The 21,884-nt window shown below is 45.5% G+C and carries 20 protein-coding genes; 10 read left to right on the top strand and 10 right to left on the bottom strand.

Annotated features, from left to right (window positions below; genetic code table 11):
- Positions 1-4 precede the first annotated feature (4 nt).
- Positions 5-628, top strand: coding sequence for a hypothetical protein (locus F8C82_RS14020; protein WP_151694246.1), 624 nt, complete (start codon positions 5-7; stop codon positions 626-628).
- Here F8C82_RS14020 and F8C82_RS14015 read toward each other — a convergent pair.
- From F8C82_RS14015 to F8C82_RS13980, 8 genes are all read right to left on the bottom strand, one after another.
- Positions 625-981: a hypothetical protein gene (locus tag F8C82_RS14015; RefSeq protein WP_151694245.1), complete on the bottom strand. Its 357-nt coding sequence runs from the start codon at positions 979-981 to the stop codon at positions 625-627. The genes F8C82_RS14020 and F8C82_RS14015 overlap by 4 nt on opposite strands.
- Positions 978-1,601, bottom strand: coding sequence for a hypothetical protein (locus F8C82_RS14010; protein WP_151694244.1), 624 nt, complete (start codon positions 1,599-1,601; stop codon positions 978-980). The genes F8C82_RS14015 and F8C82_RS14010 overlap by 4 nt, the downstream gene beginning before the upstream one ends.
- 51 nt (positions 1,602-1,652) lie before the next feature.
- A complete protein-coding gene (locus tag F8C82_RS14005; RefSeq protein WP_151694243.1) occupies positions 1,653-2,624 on the bottom strand; it encodes a polyprenyl synthetase family protein in 972 nt (323 codons plus the stop codon).
- Between the two features lie 31 nt (positions 2,625-2,655).
- The gene (locus F8C82_RS14000; protein WP_151694242.1) at positions 2,656-5,043 is read right to left on the bottom strand and encodes an efflux RND transporter permease subunit; all 2,388 of its coding nucleotides are present in this window, start codon (positions 5,041-5,043) and stop codon (positions 2,656-2,658) included.
- A gap of 49 nt (positions 5,044-5,092) precedes the next feature.
- Positions 5,093-7,630 (bottom strand): DUF5686 family protein, encoded by a 2,538-nt coding sequence (locus F8C82_RS13995; protein WP_151694241.1) that lies wholly within the window; start codon positions 7,628-7,630, stop codon positions 5,093-5,095.
- 51 nt (positions 7,631-7,681) lie between these two features.
- Positions 7,682-8,425 carry a cyclase family protein gene (locus F8C82_RS13990; RefSeq protein WP_151694347.1) on the bottom strand — a complete coding sequence of 248 codons (744 nt, stop codon included), beginning with the start codon at positions 8,423-8,425 and terminating at the stop codon, positions 7,682-7,684.
- Positions 8,426-8,499: 74 nt separating this feature from the next.
- Positions 8,500-9,624 (bottom strand): radical SAM family heme chaperone HemW, encoded by a 1,125-nt coding sequence (hemW, locus tag F8C82_RS13985; protein ID WP_151694240.1) that lies wholly within the window; start codon positions 9,622-9,624, stop codon positions 8,500-8,502.
- Positions 9,621-10,784, bottom strand: a complete 1,164-nt coding sequence (locus tag F8C82_RS13980) for a sensor histidine kinase (RefSeq protein ID WP_151694239.1) — start codon at positions 10,782-10,784, stop codon at positions 9,621-9,623. Before F8C82_RS13980 ends, hemW begins: the two co-directional genes overlap by 4 nt.
- Positions 10,785-10,883: 99 nt before the next feature.
- On the opposite strand from F8C82_RS13980, the gene F8C82_RS13975 reads away from it, so the two are divergent.
- Positions 10,884-12,122: a metallophosphoesterase gene (locus tag F8C82_RS13975; RefSeq protein ID WP_151694238.1), complete on the top strand. Its 1,239-nt coding sequence runs from the start codon at positions 10,884-10,886 to the stop codon at positions 12,120-12,122.
- Between the two features lie 40 nt (positions 12,123-12,162).
- On the top strand, positions 12,163-12,669 hold the full coding sequence (locus tag F8C82_RS13970; RefSeq protein WP_151694237.1) for a lipocalin family protein: 507 nt from the start codon (positions 12,163-12,165) through the stop codon (positions 12,667-12,669).
- Here the strand turns inward: F8C82_RS13970 and F8C82_RS13965 are convergent.
- Positions 12,666-13,625 carry an NAD-dependent epimerase/dehydratase family protein gene (locus F8C82_RS13965; RefSeq protein ID WP_151694236.1) on the bottom strand — a complete coding sequence of 320 codons (960 nt, stop codon included), beginning with the start codon at positions 13,623-13,625 and terminating at the stop codon, positions 12,666-12,668. The genes F8C82_RS13970 and F8C82_RS13965 overlap by 4 nt on opposite strands.
- 184 nt (positions 13,626-13,809) lie before the next feature.
- On the opposite strand from F8C82_RS13965, the gene F8C82_RS13960 reads away from it, so the two are divergent.
- The 7 genes from F8C82_RS13960 (at position 13,810) to F8C82_RS13930 (ending at position 21,039) form a co-directional block, all read left to right on the top strand.
- On the top strand, positions 13,810-15,045 hold the full coding sequence (locus tag F8C82_RS13960; protein WP_151694235.1) for an aminotransferase class V-fold PLP-dependent enzyme: 1,236 nt from the start codon (positions 13,810-13,812) through the stop codon (positions 15,043-15,045).
- A 4-nt stretch (positions 15,046-15,049) separates the two neighbouring features.
- Complete coding sequence (locus F8C82_RS13955; RefSeq protein WP_151694234.1) at positions 15,050-15,478, top strand: SufE family protein; 429 nt, start codon at positions 15,050-15,052, stop codon at positions 15,476-15,478.
- Positions 15,475-15,813: an SUF system Fe-S cluster assembly protein gene (locus tag F8C82_RS13950; RefSeq protein ID WP_407675827.1), complete on the top strand. Its 339-nt coding sequence runs from the start codon at positions 15,475-15,477 to the stop codon at positions 15,811-15,813. The genes F8C82_RS13955 and F8C82_RS13950 overlap by 4 nt, the downstream gene beginning before the upstream one ends.
- Positions 15,814-15,875: 62 nt before the next feature.
- Positions 15,876-17,318: a hydroxymethylglutaryl-CoA synthase family protein gene (locus F8C82_RS13945; RefSeq protein ID WP_151694233.1), complete on the top strand. Its 1,443-nt coding sequence runs from the start codon at positions 15,876-15,878 to the stop codon at positions 17,316-17,318.
- 2 nt (positions 17,319-17,320) lie between these two features.
- On the top strand, positions 17,321-17,830 hold the full coding sequence (locus F8C82_RS13940; RefSeq protein ID WP_151694232.1) for a DUF2480 family protein: 510 nt from the start codon (positions 17,321-17,323) through the stop codon (positions 17,828-17,830).
- A 225-nt stretch (positions 17,831-18,055) separates the two neighbouring features.
- Positions 18,056-18,769: a DUF3050 domain-containing protein gene (locus F8C82_RS13935; RefSeq protein WP_407675828.1), complete on the top strand. Its 714-nt coding sequence runs from the start codon at positions 18,056-18,058 to the stop codon at positions 18,767-18,769.
- A 101-nt stretch (positions 18,770-18,870) separates the two neighbouring features.
- Positions 18,871-21,039 (top strand): S46 family peptidase, encoded by a 2,169-nt coding sequence (locus F8C82_RS13930; protein WP_151694230.1) that lies wholly within the window; start codon positions 18,871-18,873, stop codon positions 21,037-21,039.
- Between the two features lie 233 nt (positions 21,040-21,272).
- On the opposite strand, the gene F8C82_RS13925 is transcribed toward F8C82_RS13930, so the two are convergent.
- Positions 21,273-21,842: a DinB family protein gene (locus tag F8C82_RS13925; protein ID WP_151694229.1), complete on the bottom strand. Its 570-nt coding sequence runs from the start codon at positions 21,840-21,842 to the stop codon at positions 21,273-21,275.
- Positions 21,843-21,884: the final 42 nt, after the last annotated feature.

Raw genomic sequence — 21,884 nt, 5'->3', positions numbered from 1 at the left:
TATTATGATGAAGAGTACTGTTCTAACCGCCATTTTACTGAGTTGTTCATTCTGGGCCTCCGCCCAATATGGCCCGATCTCCAAAAGAGCAGAAACAGAGGAGGAAGGGGACACTCAAACTACCCAATCCCAATCATCGGATGTGAGCTCACAAACGTTCTTCCAACGCTTGGTTTACGGGGGTAACTTCGCCCTGAGTTTTGGATCAACCACCTACATTGAAGTGAGTCCACGCGTAGGATACCGCGTAACCAACGACCTTACTGCTGGATTGGGTGTGAATTTCATCTACAGCAAAATTCCACGAAACTTCTACGGACAAGGTTATCCCGGCTACGAAACATACGTGTACGGTATGCACGAGTACACCACCTACAACCTACCTATCCAACTTCCGATTGCCTTGCATCAAGAATTCGAAATGTTGAATTATGAGTTATTCAACTATCGCGATTACGAATACCAAAGACAATGGGTACCGGGCTGGCACATTGGCGCGGCGCTTTATCAGCAGGTGAATAGCAGAGGGGGCGGAGTTTACTTCATGGCGCTGTATAACGTCCTTTATGATCCCGACCGAAGTCTGTATGCGAGTCCGTGGAGCCTTCGACTCTCCTTTATGCTCTAGAGCTTACCGCTGAAGCGAAATCGAAAGATCACTTTTAAAGCTTCTCGTTCAGCGATGGAATGCGCCAACAACTCGTGCCATGAATTCCACTTACCAGACATCATCTCGCGGCGCAGTTTTGCTTCGGAAATATCAATGCGATAAAGCAATTCAGGGACTCTTCCTTGGCTAATGTCAAACTGGGATTGAAGCACTCTCAAGATGACCTCACACACTTTCTTCCAAGAAGCCTGTGGTGAAGTTAATGGCAACTGTTCGCCCAAGTCCTTCTCTATTTGCTCTATCCACGCTCGATGCAATTCAGCGTTGGAAGCAACGAGTTCCGACTCATATTTGGACAATTCGCCGTTCAAAACGAATATCCTAGAGATACGCCAATAAGTACATGCGGATAAACGTGTTCAAACAATCCACTTTGTGAAGTATTCGGTGGATCCTTGAGTGAATTGGTTTCAAAGGCACGGTACACTACGGCGCCTGCAGTAGCATAAACCATCACATTCATCCCGCTCTCAATGCGACGAAGTCCCAAGGTGTAGGTCAGATACCAATTCTGTTGATCGCGCCAAATAACATAAGTGACTGCGTCTTCATCTGTGTACTCCCAGTCTGCAAAAGTAACGGCCTTGAGCGCGAAACGCGGACCGTGAAACGCAACTGTATGTGTTTCGATATACAATTGAACGTCCCATAGATAGCCCTTTGCATCTGTCAATTTCACATCGAGCGGGGCAAATTCTGGCGACATGAAATCGCGGTTATAATTCTGGAAGGTGAAACCAATCAGAACTCGATCTGATAATCGGACATCAACTCCGGCATTCAATCCATAGATGAAACGAAGAGGGTGAGTTCGCAAAGTCAACCACGACTTTTCGATAGGGCCTCCACGTTCCGACGCTGTAGAATCCTGGGTTTGGCTCGATGCAACCCAGGGCAGAAGTACAAGGAAGAGAATGAACAAACTGCGCATAAACCGGAAGGTACAGCCGTATCGGTTAATAGACAAGGTTGTTAGTGAGAATCAGTGGTCGCGATGATATAGATACTCGGCAAAGTTCTTTAACTCCGTAATATTTGCTCCGTGCTGCGAACACTCGTCTAAGGCATTAAGCGCCTTGCGGTAGTATGATTCCATTCGCTCTTCGGCATAGCGTACAGAACCCACACGCTGATAGATCTCCATAACGGCCTTTACTTTCTCTGCTGGAAGATGGTCTTCTTTTAACCAGGCCAAGAGTTCATCTCTATCTTCTCCTGTGGCGTGACGCAGTGCGTGAATCAGCAAGATGGTCTTCTTGTTGGAAAGAATATCCCCTCCTACTTGTTTCCCTACTTTCTCTGGATCGCCAAAGGCATCTAAAAGGTCATCCTTAATCTGAAAGGATGTCCCTAGGTTCAATCCGAATTGATAGGACTGCTCTGCTCCCACCTCATCTGCCCCGCCAATCAAGGCGCCAATCTCCAGAGATGCACCGAGCAAAACTGAGGTTTTATATTGAATCATTCGAATGTATTCCGCTTCGGTAACATCCATTCTCAATTCAAAATCCATATCCCACTGCTGACCTTCGCAGATCTCCAAAACGGTTCGTGAAAAAACGTCAAACACCTTTCTAAAGATGCGATCATCGACCATAGAAATGTAGCGGAAAGATGCCCCTAACATGGCATCTCCCGAAAGAATACCCACGCTTAGGTTCCACTTTTCATGGACGGTTTGCCGACCTCTTCGAAGAGGCGCATTGTCCATAATATCATCGTGAATCAGTGAAAAATTGTGCAAGAGTTCAATACCCATGGCAGCATCCATAGCCTCTTCGGCTTTTGTGCCAAAGGACTCACAGGCCAGCAGTGCGAGAACGGGACGGAGTCGCTTGCCTCCTAAGTTCAAGATATAGTGAAACGGTTCGTATAAGTTCTTGGGTTCTTCTCCAAAATTCTTTTCGGAAATAGCCTTGATAAACAGCTCTTGAAGTTGCGTTAAGTCTCGCATTCAGTATGGGTTGTAAAAGACAGTTGCCCGCCTATTTTGCTGGGAGTTCGTTCTTCTCTTCGTCTTCATCGTCTTCATCGAAGCCTTCGTAAACTTCGATAATATTTTCATTGAAAGACTTCGCATTGATCCACTTTTCTACACTCATCAAAAACGCAGGTAGAATCAATAAGTTGGCGAACATGGCAAAAAAGAGCGTAATGGACACCAAGATTCCCAAGGAAACGGTTCCTCCAAAATCGGAAGCAATGAAGATGGTAAAGCCAAAGAACAACACAATGGAGGTGTAGAACATGCTGATCCCTGTTTCGTGGATTGCAGCGAGAACCGCCTTGCCTATTCTCCAGCCATTCGACTTCAACTCTTGTCGGTATTTAGCCAAGAAGTGAAGGGTATCATCCACCGAAATACCAAAGGCAATACTGAACACCAAGATGGTAGAAGGCTTGAGTGGAATACCGAAGAATCCCATAATACCAGCCGTCATCACTAGTGGAATCAAGTTGGGAACAATGGAAACAATCACCATTCTCGCCGAACCAAAGAGGAAGGCCATGATGATAGAAATCACCGCAATGGCCAACAGCAAACTCTGAATCAAATTCTTAATCAAATAGCTCGTACCAGCTAAGAATACTACGCTGGCACCTGTAATGGTTGTCGTGTATTCATCGGTATCAAAAACTGTGGCAATGCGCTTCTGAACCTCCGCCTCGAGTTCCTCCATTAAAGGAGTTGGAAGATCTGGAACTTGCAGAGTGATACGGGCTTTAGAACCCAAGGAATCCACCATGCTTCGCAAAAGAGGGTTCTCCGTTTGATCTTGTGGTAGATATTCGGCAATCCAATTGCGCTCTGTGCTGCTCGGGAATTTGTACATATTGGGATTACCTCCCATAAAAGCCTGTCGGCTAAACTTGAGGAAATCGATAATGGATACGCTTCGAGAGGTCTCTGGAATACTGTCCAACGACTCCTGAAGTCGGTCTACCTTCTTTAAAAATGAGCCGCGCTCCACTCCATGATCTTCATGAGTATCAATGATAATTTCCATAGGAACTACACCATGGAAAGCCGACTCTAAATATTTGAGATCGATATATAGTGGATCGTCTTCGCCAAAATCTTCGGTCAAGTTCCCAGTAGTGTGAACCATTCCCATCCCCCAAATACCAAGGGATACAAAAACTACGGTACCGATATATATCAACCTTCTGTGATGGACGACGGCTCCTTGAAGGAACTCCACCATGCCAATCACCCACTTTCTATCCAAGTGCTTGTAGTGACGCTCTTTTGGAGGCGCCAAGAAAGTGTACATAATTGGAATAATGATAATGCTCAAGAAGAACACTACCATGATATTCACCGAGGCTACAACGCCGAACTGAACCAGCGTAATACTGTCGGTTAAAATAAACGCAGCAAATCCCAACGCCGTAGTGGTATTGGTGAGCATGGTTACGTTTCCAATCTTTCGGATCACCCTTTGAAGGGCCAAGATCTTGTTGCCGTGCTCCCGGTATTCCGAGTGGTACTTATTGATCAAGAAAATGGCATTCGGCACACCAATTACAATAACCAATGGAGGGATCAAGGAGCTGAGAAGTGAGATTTCATAGTTGAAGGAGGAAATCAATCCAAAGGACCAAATCACACCAATGACTACCACAATGAGCGAAACCCCCACTGCACGAAGACTTTTCAAGAAGAGCCCAAGGATAACGGCCGTTACCAAGAAAGTGAGGAAGATGAAGAGGTAAACCTCTTTCTTCACCTTTTCGGTGTTGGCCATTCGGATATAAGGAAGACCTGAAACGCGAACCTGAATTCCCGTGGCCTCCTCAAAGTGCGTCGACACTTTTCGAATTCGATCTACAATTCGGATAATTTCGGCATTGTACAGTTTATCCGATGCGATTCGCGCAATCATCAACTCTACTTTCCCATCCTCAGAATAGAGCATGCCCTTGTAAAAAGGCAAGTTGTAGAAAACACTTTTGATGGAATCCACTCCCTCCTGCGTGGTTGGAACTTTGTCCATCACCGTAGAGGCCGCAAACTCCCCTTTCTGCTCATCTACTTTAAGATTGTATGCATTCGCTAAGGAGAGAACATTCTCAACGCCCTCAATACTCAAGATAGAATCAGATAGTCGCTTCCAAGTATCCAGACCTTCAGGTGTCCAAAACCCGTCATTGGCCACGCCAAGCACCACAGCATTTCCCGCTTCACCGAACTGATCACGGAATTCATCGTAGGCTATACTTATCGGATTATCGACAGGTAGAATCCTCGAAAACTTGTACGAGATTCTAATATCTAAAGCCTGATAAGCCATAAATGCAGTAGCGAGCACTACAAGACTTAAGAGCAGAGCTTTTTTTCGAAGTATTAGTCGAGCAATTTTTGTCCACATTGCCTATTGGGGCTTGTGGCGGCAAAGGTAGATAAATTCATTCAGCAGCTTAGAAAACGGATGTGCGATAGGTCAACTTCACTGCGGCGTTATCCCCATAAGCCCCTGAATAGTAAGCTCCAAAGCGTTGATAAAAACCTATACCTAAACCATTAATTAGTTCATTGACCTCTAACCCCACTTCGTGATATCCGTGTTCAAGGCTCTGAAGCTCAAAACCTGTGTGAAGTTCAGGGTTGGAAAGTGTACCGATCGTTGAACGCCATAACACATCAATTTTCGGCGCCCAAGAACCAATGGTAAAGAGTCGATCTTCAAAACTGTGACGAATATCCAAAGCCACATAGGCATCTGCTGCGAACTGATTGAATGGCATGGTTTCAAAACTTCGAGCACTGGAAATCGCATTTGTAAAAGTAAAATCACTCAATGCGCCAACGCCATTGGCTTGCGGTCCACTCAAGAACGTATATGGAACATCACCACTCACGTAAGAACCCGAAAGCGTAAGCGTAGTGATGCCAGTGTACACGCGCTTTATTTGATGCGCGGCCTCCGCATTGATCTTATGATATGGGAAGCTTCGATCAAACACATTGTCAAAACTCTCTTCGTAGGCCAGTCGGAATCTCGGATAAGTGATCTCAATCGGCCGCAATCCAAAGGGGCCCGACATGTATCGATCATTGGGAGCATACTCCAACTCTAATCTAGCAAAGAGCACATTAAATCCATTGAGATTGATGTCGCCTTGCTCATCTGAGTACCGATAGGCATAATCACTCATAGTGAGGCGGTTCTGACGATGCAAACTGACATCCATTTGCAAGTTCGGCCAAATTCGATAGCGGAACCCTCCATAAACATCACTGATTTCATCAAAGGTTGGAATGTTCAAGAAGCGATAATCCGAGCTTCCAAAAATGGTCTTCCGTTGAAGTTTGTAGCTCGTACCAGCGATTTCATAAATGTCGTAATCATAGCCACCATATAACGTGGCTTCTGTGGATTTATCGAGATAGATCTCTCCAAAATATCCGTACTTCCAGACCTTGTCTTTGAATCCGTATCCAAAATGTCCCCCAATTGAGAACCAATTGGACAACTTCGGACTGGTCTGAACACCCGCTCCTAACCGGAACCCTTCGTACACATTGTATCGAACGATGCGATCGATGTTAAAATCAAAGTAGCCCCAACGCAATTTGCCGGTAGTTAAGGCCATTAACCATTTGATTTTACGCTCGATATCGAGTTCCTGACCTACGCTATCCATGAACTCGTATGTACGCTTTTCGCGAGCGTCAAGAGAATCCCCTCGGTACTGATACCAAAACGCATCGTCCTTTTCGGTTGCGTCATAATCCACAGCCACTGAAACGCGGTCAATATCGGATCGACTCAAATCTGGATTGATTTCGATGTTCTTGATCAGTGTCCTTCCAAAACCAACTAGGTCTACATCTGCATTGGATTCTGCAATCGTACTCGCTCCAAAATCATCTTGGGCAAACTGACGGAAATTGAGCATCATCTCACGCGGAAACCAATGCCCTTCTACCAAATCATAGGTTTGATGAATCTCAACACCGAACACCGTACCGCTTGTATCGGTCACTACCCCAAGAATATCCTGGTGCGTGGGACGAGCAATAACTTCCGTTACCGCCCAATTATTCGATGTGATATAAAGCTCTCCATCAACCCCCTTGAATCGGTGGCCTTTCACGGGGAAGTACTTGATCACGAAAATGGTATCCGACCCTTCGTAAAGCGTATCTTTTGGAATGTAGGCATATCGACCTATCGCACCGGGTGCAATGGGACTCACTCGATCTGATCCCAAAATATTGATATAGTTATCGTAGAAGGAAAAGGATTGCATTTCGCTTGAGATCAAAACGAAGAGAGGAGTTTTCAACCCACTCACTCGAGAAGCCAAAACGCGCTCGTTATCTCTAGGCGATTTGAACTTGCGTTCCGTCACCGATTCCATCATAAAGATGTGCTGTTGCGAAGCAAACTGTCGAGCAAAGAACCCCGAAGAATCCACCTTCTGGACGCTATCCGTATCCCACCCCGAATCTGGATTGGCCGTGTCGAGAGGAGCAAATGCGGTATCAAAATCTGGCATAGCAGAATCTATGGCGATCGTAAATAAAACCTTAGAATAGGTTTGATACTTGAAGGCATCTAGCTCCGTAGGATTGTTCTCATCTCTGTGATCAATCACTTTTCGGATAATCTTGTGCAGCGGGTTCTCACCTGCAATCACTTCCACTTCATTCAATTCATCTGAGGCAGTAGATATACGTACCACAATGTCACGCGTGGCTGGATCGATCTCTACTCGCTTGCGATTGTACCCAAAAGCTCTCACATAGATGTGGGTTATGGGTGCATTCCAACGGATCTCAAAAACGCCATCGGCATCTGCCGTGAAGCCAGATCGAGAGTCGTTGACATTAATTCCCGCGAAGGGAACAGATTGACCGTTTTCTGCATCGACCACGCGACCGCGTAGCACGACTTGAGCCGAAAGGGCCACAGAGAAGAGGACGAGAGTAAGTGCGAGAAAATTCCTCATACGAAGGGGGTTTTAATAGGCGAAGAGTTCGTCAGGTATCTCGAAAAAAAATTAAACTTTACGAACGGGGTAAATGACGGGTCTACTCGGCGCAGCATCGTTTACAAATGGACCAATTTGCAGATTGAGGAGGTATATATCATCTGCTACCTCAGCGGGAACATAAATCAGTTCTGTAATGGTAGCGTTGTATCGAGTTGAATTTGGGATTTGCCAATAGGCCTTGTGAGCAGCCAACTTTCCGCCATCGCTTTCGCGATCAACAGAAGGCAAATCGAGCAATAAATGCAGGATTCCCAGCTCAGCCATTTTAGCGGCAGCATGGGCATCCAAATAAGGGGGATTGGTATTCGACCAATTCGTATGTCTTCGATCTTCTGAACTTGTTCTGAGAATCACAGCTTTTGCATTAGAACCCGTCACGACTGATTCCAATTGATCCCAAAAAATAACCCGATCGCCGTTTTCAGTAACGCGAGGCTCAACACTCACCAAAACGGCCAGTTCATGATAACTTTTCACGGCTCTGTCGATGGAATGAACTTCCGATTCTACGTGACCTGGACCTTCCGTATGTGTTCCGTGTCCGTGCGGATTAAAGTGAATATTTCTAAAATTCACCGATCCACCTTCAGCCACCACTCCTACCCAATTTTCATCACGAACCGCTTCAATCTGAGCTTCATCTAGATACCATGCCAATGGTCCAGTAGTGTCTATGGGTATGCTTAAATCATAAAATATTTCAGAATCAAATCGATACGTTATTCCATTAAGGTGAGCATCCAATTGCATTGAATTCGATTTTTGAGTTTGAGGGTCGCCTGAACAGGCTATTATTGTGATGAAAAGTAGTATTCTTAATTGTCTCATACTAGGAATAAATCCGCCGCTATGCCATCGGCAAAAAACAAGCCATCAGAGGTAAGACACAGTCGATCACCGTTCCAAGCCAACCAACCATTTTCGATATATCTCTCCGCTTCAGACTGAAGATGAGCACTATACTCTTCTCCAAAACGAACTCGAACTTCTTCCAGAGAGATTCCAGCACTTCTTCGAACACCCGTCATCACAAATTCATTGTATCGATCTCGAACACTCAACTGTTCGATTTCGAACCAATTTACGCTATTCTGAATCGCGCGTGCGTATTTCACGTTGTTCCGAATATTCCATCGTCGAATGTCTCCATCAAAGCTATGTGCTCCAGGACCAATTCCGAGATAGGGAACGCCGTTCCAGTAATTGCTATTGTGTACGCTGTGCCAACCCGGTTTGCCGTAATTCGAAATCTCATATGCCTCAAATCCCGCTTCATTTAAAGCGGAGCGGAGATATACAAACTGTGCGTGCGCTTCTCCTTCGCTGGGTTCAGTCACCTTTCCTACTTTCACCGAATGCGCCAACGCTGTTTTAGGCTCCACGGTTAGGGCATATGCGGAAATATGAGGCACCTCAAGCTCAAGGGCCATCTTTACATTCTCCTTCCAACGTTCCATACTCGAAGCGGGAACGCCGTAAATCAAATCAATGGTGATATTATCGATGCCGTGCTTCTGGGCCAATCGAACGGATTCAATCGATTTGGAAGCCTTGTGGTTTCGATTCATCCACTCCAACTCATCATCAAAAAAGGACTGAACTCCAATACTCAGTCGATTGACTCCAGCTTCTTTCCAAGCCGATAGACGCTCACCTGAAATGTCTTCTGGATTAGCCTCAAGAGTAATCTCGGCCCCTTGTTCCACATCAAATTCAGAACGAATAATGTCGAGAAGCTCTCTCAAATCTTGCTCGTTCAACATACTGGGTGTTCCTCCTCCAAAATAAATCGTTTGAACCTTGGCCTCCCAAGCTGGAGCCCAATAGCGCAATTCAGCCTTCATGGACGCCAGTACATCTGCATACGACTTTGTAGATGTACTAAAGTGGAAATCGCAGTAATGACAAGCTTTTCGGCAGAATGGGATATGGAGATAAATTCCACTCATTCCTTAGAAATTGGAAGTGAGAGTCGGAAGGTTGTACCCACTCCAGGTTCAGAGCGAAGTACGAAAATCTGGCCGTTGTGATAGTCTTCAATAATGCGGCGAGCCAAGCTCAAGCCAAGGCCCCACCCCCTCGTTTTGGTAGTATACCCCGGACGGAAAATAGCCTTGAATTGATTTCTCGTCAGACCTTTTCCACTATCCTCCACCTCAATGCGAACATTTCGACCTGCTTCCACTACTGTTACTTGAATATAGCCAGGCCCCTCAATCGCATCAATCGCATTTCGTATCAAGTTTTCAATCACCCAACTAAAGAGCTGTCGATTGATAGGAATCACAATTTCAGTATCGGGCGCTTTGAAGCGAATGTCGATTTTATTGCTTGTTCTTCTCCTGAGATAATCCAGCGAATCTTCAATTTCGGTGATAATATCCAAGAGCTCCAATTGTGGCACAGAGCCAATTTTAGAGAATCGGGAAGTAATGGTTTCAAGGCGATCCACATCTTTACTCATTTCCGAAAGCGCATCTTCATCTGCACCTTGAACCCTCAGCAACTCTATCCACCCCATTAGAGAACTCAGAGGTGTTCCAATTTGATGAGCTGTTTCCTTAGCCATACCACTCCAAACGCGGTCTTGCTCCGTTCTTCGAGCACTGGAGAATGCTGCGTAAGCAATCCCCACAAACACACCAATCACACCCAGAAGTACGAACGGGTAGATCCGGAGTTTCTTGAGTAGAATCGACTCTTGATAGTAAATGATATTCTTCTTTCCTGCAGCGAACTCCACCTCGATAGGTTCATTTTCTTCCGCCATCACAGGAATGAGATTTTTAATGTAATCTGGATTTCTGGTTTTAGATGAATCGAGATTTCTGTAGGTAATCACATTGCCATCCCCATCGGTCATTATGATTGGAATGGTGTTGTTCTCTTGCATGATAATCCCGTAAATACTCAAGTCGCCCGTGGCCGTACCTGTCATAAACACCTTCAGTGCATGGGCCCAAATCTTCACCGATTTCTCCTCTTCTTTTCGGAGATCCTTCAAGAAAGTCTCTGTATACCAAAGCGTTCCCGCCCCAATCAACAGGGCAAAAATGAACAAAATGAGCTTCCAAGCATTCTTATTTCTATAGAAATCGGGCTGACGCATGGCCGAAAATTACGCGATTAAGTTGAGTTGCCCTACAAACGAAGAGTTAGCGAAACAATTGCCCTACTTTCGCGTTGCAGGTTCGAACAAAGAAATCAAATGACTCCAGGTTTAGTTTTCACACTCACTCTAGCCCTCTTTTTTGGGATTGATTACTATGTCTACCAAAGTGTGAAGCGAGCATACACCAATGTATGGGTTCGCCGAATATATTGGTTGATCTGTATCGTCGGATACCTCTATATGCTAACGAGTTTTCTGGGCTTCGACAGGGCAAATGAGTCTAGAAAAGTAGTGAATGGATTTGCCACACTGATCATGATTTGGTACGTCCCTAAGTTTTTGATTATTGCCATATTGCTCTTGGAAGACTTCACTCGACTTCTCTTTGGATTGTACCGAAGAGTTGCCAAGCCCGAAGTAAAAGAATTGGGCGAGAGCTTTGTGCCGGGACGAAGAAAGTTCGTTCAAAATGTCGCTTTAGGTCTTGCTTCTATTCCATTCCTTGGTGTACTCCATGGCATTTGGAAGGGGAAGTACAACTATAGAGTGATCAAAGAAACCCTGTTTTACGACGACTTACCAGAGGCATTCGACGGTTTCACCATTCTACAAATCAGCGACATTCACACCGGCTCCTTTGATGATAAAGAAAAGATCCAATACGGTGTTGATCTAATAAAAGCGCAGAAAGCCGACCTCATCCTCTTCACGGGAGACATGGTTAACAACCAATCTTCCGAGTGTATTCCCTGGCTCGATGTTTTTAAGGGAATCGAAGCCCCGCATGGACAGTTCTGTGTATTGGGCAATCACGATTATGGCGATTACATGACCTGGGATTCTGAGGCTGATAAAGCGGCCGATGTAGAAGCCTTAGTTCGTATGGAAAGTGAAATCGGCTTTCGAAACTTGCGAAATGAGAACGTGAAGATTGAAAAAGACGGTCAGTCCATTGATCTCGTAGGGGTCGAAAACTGGGGACTCCGTTTCAAGCAACGAGGAGATTTGGACCTAGCGATGAAAGATCTTGAAAAAGATTCCTTCAAAATTCTCATGAGTCATGATCCCACTCACTTTGACGAAGTGGTTATTCACCATGAAAAGAAAGTTCACCTCACCTTATCAGGACATACACACGGTTGGCAATTTGGAATTGAAATACCCGGTTTTGTAAAATGGAGCCCGTCTTCTTTCGCCTATCCAAAGTGGGCTGGACTTTATCAAGAAAAAGGAAGAAAACTATACGTCAACCGTGGATTTGGCTACTTGGCATTTCCGGGAAGGGTGGGCATTTGGCCAGAGATTACCCTTCTTGAGTTGCGCAGAAAGGCGTGATAGCCAAAATCTTATATTTGCTAAAATTAGAACTCGTCCTATGAAAACTTCTTTCTCTCTTTGGATTGCTCTACTCGCATTGGGAATCACTTTCACCGGTTGCAAAAAAGATGATGACAAAGGTGGCAGCAGCACTCCTAGCAATGAGGAGCGCATATCTGGAGTTTGGTATCTAACCGACATGGACGCGAGTGGTACTGTAGACTTTATGGGAACGACCCTTCCTTTTGTAACCACAGGTGCCACAATTTCTCCAGGAAGCTACTTCGATTTCCGCACCTCTCCTTCTCAGTCGGTAAACTACAGCGTAGATGCAGACATTGACATCAGTGCAGGCACGAATATAACCGTTCCTTATCAGCGATCTGGAACAGGAACCTGGGAATTTAAAGGAAACGACAGTCTGATTATCACCGAAAGCGGATCTACCACGCGTTACGGTATTCTAAGTTGGAACGACACTCGAATGATACTTCGCTCTAATCAGCAAATCAGCTTTGGCGGTCAATCAGCGAACGCACAAATTGAAGCGACTATCGAGCGTTAAGCCAATAGTCCCAACTTCACCTTTAAGTTCGCAAGCATATCCTCCGTCATACGATCGAGGTCGAATTCGTGCGCCCATCCCCAATCTTCTCTAGCGGCCGTATCGTCAATCAAGCTAGGCCAAGAATCGGCAATCGCCTGACGAAAATCTGGATCGTACGACAGTTCAAAGGAAGGAATGTGTTTCTGGATAGAAGCTGCAACATCTTCTGGAGCAAAAGAGATTCCAGCCAAGTTATAGCTCGTGCGCAATTTCACTTTATCAGCAGGAGCTTCCATCAAACTAATAGTCGCGCGGATTGCGTCAGGCATGTACATCATTGGAAGCATGGTTCCCTTATCTAGGAAACTCGTGTACTTGCCATCTTGCAGTGCTTTATAGTAGATATCTACCGCGTAGTCCGTCGTTCCCCCACCCGGTTCACTCTTCCATGAAATCAAACCTGGGTAGCGAATAGAGCGCACATCTACACCATACTTTGAATAGTAGTAATTACACCATTGTTCACCCGCTTGTTTACTGATACCGTAAACCGTACTCGGCTCCATGATGGTGTGCTGTGGCGTGTTCATCTTTGGCGTATTCGGGCCAAAACAAGCAATTGAGCTCGGCCAATAGACCTTCTTAACACCGCCATCTTTTGCCAAATTCAAAACGTGGAAAAGACTCTCCATATTCAAGGCCCAGCCTTTCTCTGGCATTCGCTCTGCCACGGCAGAAAGCATAGCCACGAGATGATAGATCTGAGTCACTTTATACTTCTTCACTACCTCTGCCATTCGCTCACCGTCCATGGCATTGATATTCTCAAACGGACCAGAGTTCATCACGTCTGGATGCGCGTCTTTAATGTCGGATGCAACTACATTGTCGTTGCCATACATTTCGCGCAATGTCATTACCAATTCGGTTCCAATCTGTCCAGAAGCACCGAGAACTAGAACTACATCTTTCATGGGGTGGGGAATTAAGCGCGGCAAAGATAAATACAAGTTGTGAGACTAGAGATAAAGATGGGTGACGGGTGATGGGTGACGGGTGACGGGTGTTGGATGTCAGCAGTTAAAAGCCAGCCCCTTAAACCATTCTTATTTAGACGTGTTCTACTTTGTGGTTAACATTTACGACCTTTGCAGAGCAATGACAGAAAAGACTTCTACCGGATTCTCGGTAACCGAAATACGCAAGCAATTTCCAGTCCTTGAAAGAGAGGTAAACGGAAGGCCATTGGTATACATGGACAACGGCGCAACCACGCATAAGCCAAAGGCCATGACCGATGCTATTACCGCTTATTACGAAACGATTAATAGCAACGTTCATCGCGGTGTTCATCACCTGAGTCAACTTGCCACAGATGCCTTTGAACTTACACGTGAAAAACTTCGCGCTCACCTGAACGCCGAGCACAGTTACGAAGTGATTTTCACCAAGGGAACAACGGATAGCATTAATACCATTGCGTCTAGTTTTGCTGATTTTGTGAATGAAGGCGATGAGATTATCATCTCTACCCTAGAGCACCACAGCAATATTGTTCCTTGGCAAATGATGTGTGCACGCAAAAAGGCTACCTTGAAGGTTATTCCCATGGACGACCGAGGTGTACTGGATTTGGAAGCCTATGCTTCACTCCTCTCACCGAAGACCAAACTGGTAGCTTTCAATCACATTTCGAACGCTTTGGGAATCATCAACCCGGTGAAAGAGATGACCAAAATGGCGCACGAAGTGGGTGCTGCTGTATTGGTAGACGGAGCGCAAAGCATGCCCCACCTCAAGGTAGATGTCCGCGATCTGGATGTTGATTTCTATGCCATAAGCGCCCACAAAATGTACGGTCCTACAGGAATTGGTGCACTTTACGGCAAAGAAGAGTGGTTGAACAAACTTCCCCCGTATCAAGGTGGAGGTGAAATGATTGCCACTGTGACCTTTGAGGAAACGACCTATGCCGATCTTCCTCATAAATTTGAAGCAGGAACACCGCACATTGAAGGAGTGATTGCATGGGCCGCATCCATCGACTGGATGAATGAAATTGGTCTCGAAAATATCACGACTTACGAAGCAGAGCTACTTGCTTATGGCACTGAAGCCCTCTCTTCTGTAGAAGGACTGCAACTGTATGGCACGGGGCCCGAGAAATCTGCTTTGTTCAGTTTTAATATTGAAGGATTACACCCGTACGACGTGGGAACCCTGTTAGACCAACTGGGCATTGCCGTTCGTACGGGACATCATTGTACACAACCATTGATGAATCGCCTTGACGTTCCAGGAACCATTCGCGCTTCGTTGGCGGTGTACAATACAAAAGATGAAATTGATCAATTGGTGGCGGCGTTAAACCGCGTTATTCCAATGTTGAGATAGAATTATGAGTGAGAGTATAGCAGTTATTTCCGAAGAGATCGTCGATGAATTCGACATGTTCGAGGATTGGATGGACAAGTATGACTACATCATTTCATTGGGAAAAGAACTCCCCTTGATTGATGAAGAGTACAAGGTTGATGATAACCTCATTAAAGGCTGTCAAAGTAGAGTTTGGCTTCACGCCGAATTCAAAGATGGAACTGTACAGTTTACTGCCGATAGTGACGCTATCATCACCAAAGGGATTATTGCCCTTATGATCCGTGCATTGAGCGGACAAAAACCAGAAGACATTATCAATGCCGACTTGACCTTTGTGGATCAAATTGGCTTGAAAGAACATTTATCACCCACAAGAGCGAACGGATTGGTGAGTATGATTAAACAAATGAAGTTTTACGCTCTTGCTTTTCAGTCCAAAACAGCATGACCACAGCTATGGCATTGAACGAAGACCAAATGCAGAAATTAGGCGCCGACACCGTTGATGTCTTGCGATCTATTTACGACCCGGAAATTCCGGTGGACATTTACGAACTCGGACTTGTTTACGATGTACAGGTTTCGGAAGACGGAGACGTTCACATCTTAATGACACTCACTTCTCCCAATTGCCCTGTCGCCGAATCTCTTCCCGTAGAAGTAGAGGAAAAGGTGAAGTGCATTGACGAAGCAAAAGATGTTGAAGTTGAAATCACCTTCGATCCGCCTTGGACGAAAGATATGATGAGCGAAGAAGCTCGTCTTGAGCTCGGAATGTTTTAATAGAATTTTAGTTAGTGTGAATTGTACAATTTCGTAGGTTCACCCCTTCTAAATTACTTCCGATGATCCAGAAAAGCGTAGGCATTGACGCCCTTCAATTCGCCATTCCTTCCCTTTACCTTCCCATCCCTGAATTGGCGGTGAAGAGAAACATTGAACCAGCCAAACTCGTTAAAGGTTTGGGTTTGATGGAAATGGCCGTGTGTGATTACAATCAAGATGCAACTACACTTGCAGCCGATGCAGCCTGGAAGGTCATTGAAGAAAACGACATTCAACCTGGTGAAATTGGTCGGCTTTATCTGGGAACCGAAAGTGCTGTAGATGCAGCCAAACCCACAGCCACTTATGTGCTGGGAATTTTAGAGAGTCGATTTGAAGCGAAGTTTGGGAAACGCTCCATGATGCACTGCGATGCGGTAGACATGACATTCGCCTGTGTTGGCGGGGTGGATGCCTTTCAAAACGCTTTAGACTGGATCCGTCTAGGTGAAAATAGAAAGGCCCTTGTCATTGCTTCCGATGTTGCCAAATACGACCCGAACTCAGCGGGTGAATACACCCAAGGAGCGGGTGCCGTGACACTTTGGCTTACCGAAAATCCACGTGTAGCCGAAGTGAGCACACATTGGGGAGTTGCAATTGAGAGCGTGAGCGACTTCTTTAAGCCGAGAAGAACTTTTGCGAAAGCATATCTGCTTAAAGAAGCTGCAAAACTATTGGGAAAGGAAATCTCTCAATCAGATGCCGAACAACTTGTAGCAAGTGCTTCCGACGATTTTTGGGGAACCCCAGAAGCCTATATCGACCAATTTAGAGAAGCCCCTGTCTTTGATGGCCCCTATTCGAATTCATGTTACCAAAATCGCGTTCGCGAAGCTCTTGGGATGTACATGAATCTAACAGGAGAGCATCCCACTAAAGATTGGAATGCGTTGATATTTCATTTACCCTACGCATTCCAAGGAAGACGTATGTGGCCAGATATTGCACTCGATCTATGGAGCGAGAGAGGCGCAATCGCCGAAATTGAAACAGCCATAGGATTGAGTTATACGGAGGAAAATCGAGTAGAATTCGTTCGAGCCTGGAGTAAATCGGATCACTACCGAAGCTATGTTTCAAACAACATTGCAGACGGCGAATACGCTAGTGGCCGAATTGGAAACATGTATACAGCCTCCATCTTCATGGCGCTGATTAGCACCCTAGACCGAGCGGCTCAGAAGGAAACGGATATCACGGGTTCAAAAATCGGAGCCCTATCTTACGGCAGTGGCAGTAAATCCAAAGTTTTCCACTTCATCGTACGTGAAGGATGGAAAGACGCAGCAAACAAATGTCAACTCGATGCTGTTTTGAGCAGCAGAACTCCCATTGATTTTTCGATGTACGAGAAACTCCATCAACGTGCAGTGAATCAATCGGTGGTTAAATCCGATACGACCATTCTTTCCGCGGTAGAAACCGATGGCAACAGAAAGGGATATCGACTGTATCAATAAATATGGCAGACGAAATAGTAAATAAGATTGCGAATAGCGGTTTGGTGAACATCGACCTTCAGGAGTTCTATCCTAGAGGAAATCGATTTGAACTGGACATCGCACCGTGGTTGTACGAGCAACAAATACTTCGCGAGAAGGACTTTCGCAACTACATCGCAGAACACGATTGGTCTCAGTACAACGATAGCTATGTTGCTGTGTACTGCAGTGTCGATGCCATCATTCCTCAATGGGCATGGATACTCGTAGCCAACGCTTTAAATGGTCATTCCGTTCGAACCGTGTTTGGTTCCCTCGAACAGCTCGAAGCGGTTCTATTTGAGTCAATTTTAGATGATCTTGACATCGATCAATACCACGGAAAACGCGTGATCGTTAAGGGTTGTTCCGATTGTCCGGTTCCTATTCAAGCTTTCATCCGACTCACTGAAAAACTCACCCCCGTCGTTCAGAGTTTGATGTACGGCGAGGCTTGTTCAACCGTTCCCGTGTACAAGAAACCAAAGTAGGGTGCATTGACTTTTGGAAAGAGTGAGGGATGAAGGAAGAGTGATCAACACCTACCAACACCACAACCCCTCAAACTCCTTAAACCTCTCAAACCCCTCAAACCCCTCAAACTTTAAACTCCTCACCCCCCAATGAAAAACTCCCACCTCACTGCAATAGAACATCGCATTGAGCCCTTGAGAAAGCGTATTCTCGAGCATTCCCTGTACGACTCATTGAACACCATGGACGACCTTCGTCGGTTCATGGAGAGTCACATATTTGCTGTTTGGGATTTCATGAGTTTATTGAAAGGGCTTCAAAAACAACTCACTTCCGTTGATGAAGCTTGGGTTCCAACTGAAAGCAAACTGGCCAGAAGGTTAGTGAATGAGATTGTTCTGGCGGAAGAAAGCGACGAAGATCCAGAGGGAAATCCGGCTTCACACTATGAACTCTATCTCGACGCGATGCGTCAGGCTGGTGCAAATACACGACCGGTTAACCACTTCATCCAAACACTGCAGCGAAGCTTCAAAGTGAAGGACATTTTGAAGTACAATTTAGCGGAACTCGACGAAGCCATTTTGCATTATTTAAGAGCCAATTACGCTATTATTAAGCGCGGAAAGGTCCATGAAATGGCAGCGGCATTCACCTATGGAAGAGAAGATCTAATTCCCGACATGTTCACGGAAATTGTCAAAGAACTTCACAACAAATTCCCAAACCAACTGGACGCTTTCGTTTACTATCTCGATCGTCACATTGAATTAGACGGCGACGAACACGGTCCGATGGCTTTGAGAATGATCACCGAACTCTGTGGCAATGACGAGCAAAAGTGGATGGAAGCTGAAGACGCCTCTGTGGAAGCATTGGAGGCAAGGTTAATGTTGTGGAACTCTATTGAGAAGACCATCCATCAACGTTCCAAAGCTGGAGTGGAGCGCGCATAATCCCACCTAAACCCTATCAGAAATAGCTACAACACCCACAGAAGCTGGGCTAGGATAGCTATATTTGCGCAACATGAGTAAATCAAGATAATTTTCCCACAATGATGAAGAAATACATCTTAGCACTCGGCACTTTCATGATTACCCTCAGCGCATTTGCGGGTGAAGGTATGTGGTTGCCGATGATGCTGAATCGTACGTACGAAGACATGCAAGAGCACGGTCTCAACTTGTCTGAAGAACAATTGTACAGCATTAACCACAGCAGTCTTAAAGACGCTATCGTTTCTTTCGGTGGATTCTGTACGGGTGAAATCATTTCAAGCGAAGGACTTATCCTTACGAACCACCACTGTGGCTACGATGCAATCCGCAGCCATTCTACCGTTGAAGCCAACTACTTGAGAGATGGTTTCTGGGCGATGAACAGAAATGAAGAATTGGGTAACCCAGGTCTTTTCGTTCGTTTCCTCATTCGCATGGACGACGTTACAGAGCAAATCACAAATGAGCTCAACGAGGCTATGTCTGAAGAAGAACGAGCTGCGAAAATCGCCGAGATTTCTGAGCAAATTGTAGAGAATGTAGGTTCTGAAGGCAAAGGCTACGAAGCTGAAGTGAAGTCGTTCTACCACGGTAACGAGTTCTACCTTTTTATCTACCAAAAGTTCAATGACGTTCGTCTAGTAGGTGCTCCCCCTAGCAGCGTAGGTAAATTTGGTGGCGATACTGACAACTGGATGTGGCCACGTCACACTGGTGACTTCTCTATGTTCCGCGTATACACGGACGCAGAAGGAAATCCTGCCGAATTCAGCGCAGACAACGTTCCAATGAAGCCTAAGCACCACCTTCCAATCTCCATGAAGGAGCGCAAAGAAGGTGACTACGCAATGATCTTCGGTTATCCAGGTTCTACCGACCGTTACCTAAGTTCATTCGGTGTGAAAGAAGCCATTGAGCTTCACCACCCGGCTGTTGTTGAAGTACGCGACCTCAAGCTTGCCATCATGCGCGAAGCAATGGACGCAGACGAAGCAGTGGACATCATGTTGGCTTCCAGCTTTGCTCAAACGGCAAACTACTGGAAGTACTTCATTGGTCAGACTGAGCAGTTGATCAACAACCACGTATTCGACAAGAAGAAGGCGCAAGAAGAGGCCTTCCGCTCTTGGGTGAATGCAGATGAAAGTCGCAAGGCTAAGTATGGTCAAACCCTTGACCTACTCGAGAAAGGGTACGCCGCACAACGCGAAAATGTAGTGGGTAATGTATACGTACTTGAAGCTGGCCTTCTTGGAGCTAACACAACTCTTTACGCTTTCCGCGGATACTTCGGTCTTCAGCGCTACATGACTCTTGAAGCTGAAGATCAAGCCTCGGCTAAAGAAGGTATCCTTGCAAAAGCAGATGAGCACTACTCTGAAATGCACTTGCCTACCGACAAGAAGTTGATGGCATCACTTTTCGCATTGTACGCTAAAAACGTTCCAGCAGATCAACAACCCGAATTCTTCGCAACGGTTGCAGAAGACTACAACGGTGATTTTGCAGCATGGACTGAAGAAGCTTACAACACATCACTCTTCACTAGTAAAGAACGTCTAGCTGATTGGTTAGACAATCCAGTGGATTCAATCTTGAAGTCGGATATGCTTGGAAGCGCTGGTGCAGATTTATTCAAAATCTACCAAAGCGGAGGCAACCCAGAAGCGGACGAAATGCTCGAAAAAGGTTACCGTTTGTGGACGGCTGGTATTCGCGAAATGAATCCAGACAAGATGTACGCTCCTGATGCGAACTCTACTATGCGCGTGACTTACGGAAACGTATTGTCGTACGACCCTCGCGATGCTGTAGAGTACAATTTCTACACAACGCTAGAAGGTGTCATGCAAAAAATGGACAACGATGATCGTGAGTTTATCGTTCCAGATCGTTTGGTAGAGCTTTACAACAACAAAGATTATGGTCAGTATGCCAATGCGAATGGCGAACTTCCAGTAGGCTTTATCAGCAACAACGACATCACTGGTGGTAACTCCGGTTCTCCTGTAATCAATGGCGACGGCGAGTTGATCGGTTGTGCGTTTGATGGAAACTGGGAAGCAATGAGCGGAGATATCTTCTTTGAGAAAGATTTGCAACGCACTATTTCAGTAGATATCCGTTACGTTCTCTTCATCGTTGACAAGTACGCAGGTGCGGGTCACCTTGTTGAAGAAATGGATTTGGTATATCCTCGTAAAAAATTCTTGGGCATCTTCTAATAGATCTTCCCCATAGATATAGGAAAGCCCTCCGAGTTTCGGAGGGCTTTTTTTATGTCCATTTCAGGCATAGACATCTGCAAACGTTTGTATCCGTTTAAAGTTGGCGTGCTATCACTGAGCGCTGTAACTTGTTCGTGAAGGGAGGTGGGGCATTATATTTACCCACACAAAATTTTCTTCAAACCTTCCTTCATCTCACAGCAAAACTTTTCGAAAATCAGAATTTCATCTTAGTTTGCCACTTCTAGTAAAGAGGTGTTGGCAAGGACTTTATCAGCCTGCAATCGATGCCTTTCGTTATGATAAATAACTACCCTAAACGTGTCTCCAAGTCGCAGCTTGATCAACTTCGAAATACTTATACTCGTCTTGACTTTGGATAAGTTTACACTTCGTGCATTGTGCAGCAATCGAAGCATTTGATGCTGTTGCTCGATGAATTTATTCAAGGTGGCGATAGTGAGTGAACTCCCAATTGGGTTCATGCTCTTAAAGGTTTTCATCGCGTTTAATTTCTCCTTCGCAATCATACTATCTGCAAAGTATTCCCCCAACCAAGAGCTTTTAAACTGTGCACTGGGAATCTTGGCCGCAGCCTCCATCCGAGATTGTATTTCTGGGAGGTAAAAATCACCATAGCGATTCAAGTGTTCCAAGCACTCTAACACACTCCATCGTCCCTCTTCTTCCTTGCGGTTTAATGCTGATTCATCCATTGATTGTAAAGACTCAGCCCACGAAATGAGTTGGCGTGTTCTCTTTTCTAAGTCATTGATTAGTTGCGAAGATGTCCCTTTCATAGCAGTGATATTTGAAGCAAAGATTCAACACATCCTCGGCAT

Origin of the sequence: Phaeocystidibacter marisrubri (assembly GCF_008933165.1) — a bacterium.
Classification (GTDB): domain Bacteria; phylum Bacteroidota; class Bacteroidia; order Flavobacteriales; family Schleiferiaceae; genus Phaeocystidibacter; species Phaeocystidibacter marisrubri.
The sequence above is the reverse complement of the archived record's forward strand: the minus strand, read 5'-3'. Positions and strand labels throughout refer to the sequence as shown.

Excerpts from the sequence above, each read along its gene's own strand:
- F8C82_RS14020 (WP_151694246.1), top strand. The coding sequence starts at position 5 with ATGATGAAGAGTACTGTTCTAACCGCCATTTTACTGAGTTGTTCATTC.
- F8C82_RS14010 (WP_151694244.1), bottom strand. The coding sequence starts at position 1,601 with ATGCGCAGTTTGTTCATTCTCTTCCTTGTACTTCTGCCCTGGGTTGCA.
- F8C82_RS14005 (WP_151694243.1), bottom strand. The coding sequence starts at position 2,624 with ATGCGAGACTTAACGCAACTTCAAGAGCTGTTTATCAAGGCTATTTCC.
- F8C82_RS14000 (WP_151694242.1), bottom strand. The coding sequence starts at position 5,043 with ATGTGGACAAAAATTGCTCGACTAATACTTCGAAAAAAAGCTCTGCTC.
- F8C82_RS13995 (WP_151694241.1), bottom strand. The coding sequence starts at position 7,630 with ATGAGGAATTTTCTCGCACTTACTCTCGTCCTCTTCTCTGTGGCCCTT.
- F8C82_RS13990 (WP_151694347.1), bottom strand. The coding sequence starts at position 8,425 with ATGCAATTGGATGCTCACCTTAATGGAATAACGTATCGATTTGATTCT.
- hemW (WP_151694240.1), bottom strand. The coding sequence starts at position 9,624 with ATGAGTGGAATTTATCTCCATATCCCATTCTGCCGAAAAGCTTGTCAT.
- F8C82_RS13980 (WP_151694239.1), bottom strand. The coding sequence starts at position 10,784 with ATGCGTCAGCCCGATTTCTATAGAAATAAGAATGCTTGGAAGCTCATT.
- F8C82_RS13975 (WP_151694238.1), top strand. The coding sequence starts at position 10,884 with ATGACTCCAGGTTTAGTTTTCACACTCACTCTAGCCCTCTTTTTTGGG.
- F8C82_RS13970 (WP_151694237.1), top strand. The coding sequence starts at position 12,163 with ATGAAAACTTCTTTCTCTCTTTGGATTGCTCTACTCGCATTGGGAATC.
- F8C82_RS13965 (WP_151694236.1), bottom strand. The coding sequence starts at position 13,625 with ATGAAAGATGTAGTTCTAGTTCTCGGTGCTTCTGGACAGATTGGAACC.
- F8C82_RS13960 (WP_151694235.1), top strand. The coding sequence starts at position 13,810 with ATGACAGAAAAGACTTCTACCGGATTCTCGGTAACCGAAATACGCAAG.
- F8C82_RS13955 (WP_151694234.1), top strand. The coding sequence starts at position 15,050 with ATGAGTGAGAGTATAGCAGTTATTTCCGAAGAGATCGTCGATGAATTC.
- F8C82_RS13950 (WP_407675827.1), top strand. The coding sequence starts at position 15,475 with ATGACCACAGCTATGGCATTGAACGAAGACCAAATGCAGAAATTAGGC.
- F8C82_RS13945 (WP_151694233.1), top strand. The coding sequence starts at position 15,876 with ATGATCCAGAAAAGCGTAGGCATTGACGCCCTTCAATTCGCCATTCCT.
- F8C82_RS13940 (WP_151694232.1), top strand. The coding sequence starts at position 17,321 with ATGGCAGACGAAATAGTAAATAAGATTGCGAATAGCGGTTTGGTGAAC.
- F8C82_RS13935 (WP_407675828.1), top strand. The coding sequence starts at position 18,056 with ATGGACGACCTTCGTCGGTTCATGGAGAGTCACATATTTGCTGTTTGG.
- F8C82_RS13930 (WP_151694230.1), top strand. The coding sequence starts at position 18,871 with ATGATGAAGAAATACATCTTAGCACTCGGCACTTTCATGATTACCCTC.
- F8C82_RS13925 (WP_151694229.1), bottom strand. The coding sequence starts at position 21,842 with ATGAAAGGGACATCTTCGCAACTAATCAATGACTTAGAAAAGAGAACA.